This window comes from Streptacidiphilus neutrinimicus (assembly GCF_000787815.1).
Taxonomy (GTDB): domain Bacteria; phylum Actinomycetota; class Actinomycetes; order Streptomycetales; family Streptomycetaceae; genus Streptacidiphilus; species Streptacidiphilus neutrinimicus.
Genome location: NZ_BBPO01000019.1, coordinates 57,820 through 61,736 on the forward strand (window position 1 = coordinate 57,820; position 3,917 = coordinate 61,736).

Below are 3,917 nucleotides of genomic sequence, written 5' to 3' on the forward strand. Positions count from 1 at the left end.
GGGTCGCTGTGCGGCAGGCCGATCTCGACGACGTCCGCGCCGCCGTCGATCAGCGCCTGCACCGCCTGCGCGGCGCCCGCGACGGACGGGAAGCCTGCGGGCAGGTATCCGATCAGCGCGGCTCGGTTCTCGGCCTTGGCTGCGGCGAGGGTCTGGTCCAGCAGGGCGTTCGTCACTTGGCACCACCAGCGGCATCGGCAGCGGAATCGTCGAGCAGCCCGAAGTACTGGGCGGCGGTGTGCATGTCCTTGTCCCCGCGGCCGGAGAGGTTCACCAGGATGACGGCCTCGGGGCCGAGCTCCCGGCCCAGCTCCAGGGCGCCGGCCAGGGCGTGGGAGGACTCGATGGCCGGGATGATGCCTTCGGTGCGCGAGAGCAGCCGCAGCGCGTTCATCGCGTCCGCGTCCGTGCACGGGCGGTACTCGGCGCGACCCGAGTCCTTCAGGAACGCGTGCTCCGGCCCGACGCCCGGGTAGTCCAGACCGGCGGAGATCGAGTGCGACTCGATCGTCTGCCCGTCCTCGTCCTGCAGCACGTACGTGCGCGAGCCGTGCAGCACGCCCGGGTCGCCCTTGGTGAGCGTGGCCGCGTGCCTGGGCGTCTGGACGCCCTCGCCGGCCGCCTCGATGCCGACCAGGCGCACGCCCGCGTCCGGGATGAAGTCGTAGAACACGCCCATGGCGTTGGACCCGCCGCCCACGCAGGCCACGACCGCGTCCGGCAGCCTCCCGGTGCGGTCCAGCACCTGCGCGCGGGCCTCCTGACCGATGACGCGGTGGAAGTCGCGGACCATCATCGGGAACGGGTGCGGCCCGGCGACGGTGCCGAAGAGGTAGTGGGTGGAGTCGACGTTGGCCACCCAGTCGCGGAACGCCTCGTTGATGGCGTCCTTCAGGGTGCGGCTGCCGGACTTCACCGGCACGACCTCGGCGCCGAGCATGCGCATCCGGGCGACGTTCAGCGCCTGGCGCTGGGTGTCGACCTCGCCCATGTAGATGGTGCAGTCCATGCCGAACAGCGCGGCCGCGGTCGCCGTGGCGACGCCGTGCTGGCCCGCCCCGGTCTCGGCGATGAGGCGGTTCTTGCCCATGCGCCGGGTGAGCAGCGCCTGGCCCAGCACGTTGTTGATCTTGTGCGAGCCGGTGTGGTTGAGGTCCTCGCGCTTGAGCAGGATGCGGGCGCCGCCCGCCTCCGCCGAGAAGCGACGGACGTCGGTGAGCGGGCTCGGGCGGCCCGTGTAGTCCTTGAGCAGGGTGTTCAGCTCGGCGGTGAACGCCGGGTCGGCCTTGGCCTTCTCGTACTCGTCGGCGACCTGCTCGACGGCGGCGACGAGCGCCTCCGGGATGAAGCGACCACCGAACGCGCCGAAGTAACCGCGCGCGTCGGGGACGGATGTCACGTCGGACATGGGTGTTCCCTCAGGGATGTGAACGGACGTGGGCAGGCGTGCGCGAAACGGCGCACCCACGTGCGACCGTCGTCCTGCGGACCACGGCCTCAGCGGTGCGCGTCGCTCCGCGTGCGCTGCCATCGCCGCCCGGGAACCTGGCCCGGCTCGGCGCCGATCACGTACCGCACCCGGCGCCCGAGGACGCGGCGTGCGGGCGCGCGACACCCGCGCGGCTTGCAGCCGCGCTGCAGACCGGCGTAGCCGGGCTGGTGGAGGGCGTCGAAGGTCACGTGTCCGATCCTAGCGTGACGCGTGGGGCGAGGGGGATGACTACCGGCCGTGCCGCAGGGCCGGGTGGGCGCCGGCAGCGACGAGGTCGGCGACGGCGGCCTTCGGGTCCTTGCCCGTGACGAGGGACTCGCCGACCAGGACGGCGTTCGCGCCGTCGTTCGCGTAGGCGATCAGGTCGTGGGGGCCGCGCACACCCGACTCGGCGACCTTCACGACGTGCGACGGGATCGCGTGGGCCACGTTGGCGAAGGTGTTGCGGTCGACCTCGAGGGTCTTCAGGTTGCGGGCGTTCACGCCGATGATCCGCGCGCCGGCGTCGACCGCGCGGGCGATCTCCTCCTCGTCGTGGACCTCGACCAGCGGGGTCAGGCCGATCGACTCGGCCCGCTCGATCAGGGAGACCAGGGCCTCCTGGTCCAGCGCGGCGACGATCAGCAGGGCCAGGTCCGCGCCGTACGCCCGGGCCTCCCACAGCTGGTAGGAGGTGACGATGAAGTCCTTGCGCAGCAGCGGGGTGTCGACCGCGGCGCGCACCGCCTTGAGGTCGGCCAGCGAGCCGCCGAAACGGCGCTGCTCGGTCAGGACGGAGATCGCCGCGGCACCGCCGGCCGCGTAGTCGCGGGCGAGCGCGGCAGGGTCGGCGATCGCGGCCAGCGCGCCCTTGGACGGGCTGGAGCGCTTGACCTCGCAGATGACCGAGACGCCCTCGCCGCCGAGCGCGGCCACGCCGTCCTTGGCCTCGGGAGCCTTGGCCGCGAGCTCCTTGAGCTCGTCGAGCGAGACCCGGGCCTGACGCTCGGCGAGGTCCTCACGGACTCCGGCGATGATCTCGTCGAGCACGGTCACTCGGGGCCCCCATTCGTCGGGTCGGTTGGTGGTCTCGCACAATCCGGCGTCTCTCGGATGCCTGTCTGTGCATGACCTGGATCGATGGTATCCGTCCGGCTGCGTGGAACCTGAATCGAGAGGCCTCCGGTCTCGCTCCCCGGACAGCCCCCGGGGCCTCACGGAGCCAGAAAAGCGCCGGTGGGAAGGTTGCGCACAAGAGTGAACGCGAGGACGAGCAGCGCCGCCGAAAGCAGCCACGGACGGCTCAGGCGCAACGCCGGGCGAGGACGTCCACGCAGGGAGCGCAGCGCCCACAGGGCCCAGAAGGAGACGGTGAAACCGCACAAGGCGACCACGAGCACGTTGTCGTGCAGGGCGACGCGAAGCTCCCCGCGCGTCAGCGCGTGGACGGCGCGCAGGCCGCCGCAGCCGGGACACCACCAGCCCGTCAGCGCCAGGAAGGGGCAGCCGGGGTAGTGGCCGGGGCGGTTCGGGTCCACGGCGCCGACGTAGGCCGTCGCGGCCGCACCGAGGCCCAGCAGTCCCAGCGGGACGCGGGCGGGCGCGGCGGCGCCAGAGGCGCCGGGGGCGGCTGTCACTCCCCGATTCTGGTACCGAACAGGCGGCGGCCCTCGAAGGGCGCGCCGCCGTGTCGGAAGAACTCTCCGCGAGCCGCGAGGGGCTCGAAGAGCCCGGATCAGGCCGAGACGCTGCTCGAGACCGTGTCCTTGGCGGCCGGGAGGGTGTGGTTCGTGGGCTTCTTGCCGAATCCGGCGGCAGACATCAGCTTACCGACGACAGCGCCGGCGGCGGCCACGACCAGGCCGATGATGACGAGGACCGGAACCGAGTAGACCATCGCCACGGCGGCCAGCATGAAACCGACGAAGGAGACGGTGACACCGGTCCAGGCGGCGACGGTGTGTCCGTGGGCGTTTGCCGACATTAACTGCTCCTAGATCTGGGACTCTCCCGCCCGGGGAGAGCTCTTCCACTCCATTGTCCCGTATCGGCGAGCTCAGCTCGCAGTGGGGTCCTCGCCCCGGTCCAGCGCCTTCCACAGGTCGGCCGGGGTCGCCTGCCCCGCAGGCGCCTTCGCCGCAGCACCGCGGCGCGGACCGGCGGCGGACCGCTTGCCGGCCGGCGCGTCGTACCGGGCCGACATGCCCGGCCAGGCGGCGCCGCGAAGCACCGTGAGCACCCCGGCCCCGACGACGAGCACACCGCCGAGCGCCGCGAACCACGGCCACGCCGAGTGCGTGACGGAGCCGACCGCGACCTCGGTGAGGCCGACCGAGCGGGCGGCCTTCTCGTCCAGGGCGCCGGTCTCCGAGCCGAGCGCGGCGGTCGCGGCGAAGACCGCGCCCGCGCCGGCCAGCGCGACCAGGCCGCCCAGCAGCTGACGCGC

General features: G+C 72.7%; 6 protein-coding genes and 1 pseudogene. All 7 read right to left on the reverse strand.

The window, feature by feature from the left end:
* Positions 1-176: pseudogene (locus tag TR48_RS14885) on the reverse strand (tryptophan synthase subunit alpha); the annotation flags it as partial.
* Complete coding sequence (trpB, locus tag TR48_RS14890) at positions 173-1,408, reverse strand: tryptophan synthase subunit beta (RefSeq protein WP_042367054.1); 1,236 nt, start codon at positions 1,406-1,408, stop codon at positions 173-175. The pseudogene TR48_RS14885 and the gene trpB, both read right to left, overlap by 4 nt.
* 89 nt (positions 1,409-1,497) lie before the next feature.
* Complete coding sequence (gene trpM / locus TR48_RS14895) at positions 1,498-1,689, reverse strand: tryptophan biosynthesis modulator TrpM (protein ID WP_042367056.1); 192 nt, start codon at positions 1,687-1,689, stop codon at positions 1,498-1,500.
* Positions 1,690-1,720: 31 nt separating this feature from the next.
* A complete protein-coding gene (gene trpC / locus TR48_RS14900) occupies positions 1,721-2,527 on the reverse strand; it encodes an indole-3-glycerol phosphate synthase TrpC (protein WP_042367058.1) in 807 nt (268 codons plus the stop codon).
* A gap of 158 nt (positions 2,528-2,685) precedes the next feature.
* Entirely contained in the window at positions 2,686-3,108 is a 423-nt protein-coding gene (locus TR48_RS14905; protein ID WP_042367060.1) for a DUF2752 domain-containing protein, read from the reverse strand.
* A gap of 98 nt (positions 3,109-3,206) precedes the next feature.
* The gene (locus TR48_RS14910) at positions 3,207-3,455 is read right to left on the reverse strand and encodes an HGxxPAAW family protein (RefSeq protein ID WP_042367062.1); all 249 of its coding nucleotides are present in this window, start codon (positions 3,453-3,455) and stop codon (positions 3,207-3,209) included.
* Positions 3,456-3,527: 72 nt separating this feature from the next.
* A partial coding sequence (locus tag TR48_RS14915) for a Trp biosynthesis-associated membrane protein (protein ID WP_042367160.1) occupies positions 3,528-3,917 on the reverse strand: 390 nt, incomplete at its 5' end.

What these genes read in the sequence shown, in the direction of transcription:
- trpB (WP_042367054.1), bottom strand. Translation starts at nt 1,408, where the DNA reads ATGTCCGACGTGACATCCGTCCCCGACGCGCGCGGTTACTTCGGCGCG.
- TR48_RS14910 (WP_042367062.1), bottom strand. Translation starts at nt 3,455, where the DNA reads ATGTCGGCAAACGCCCACGGACACACCGTCGCCGCCTGGACCGGTGTC.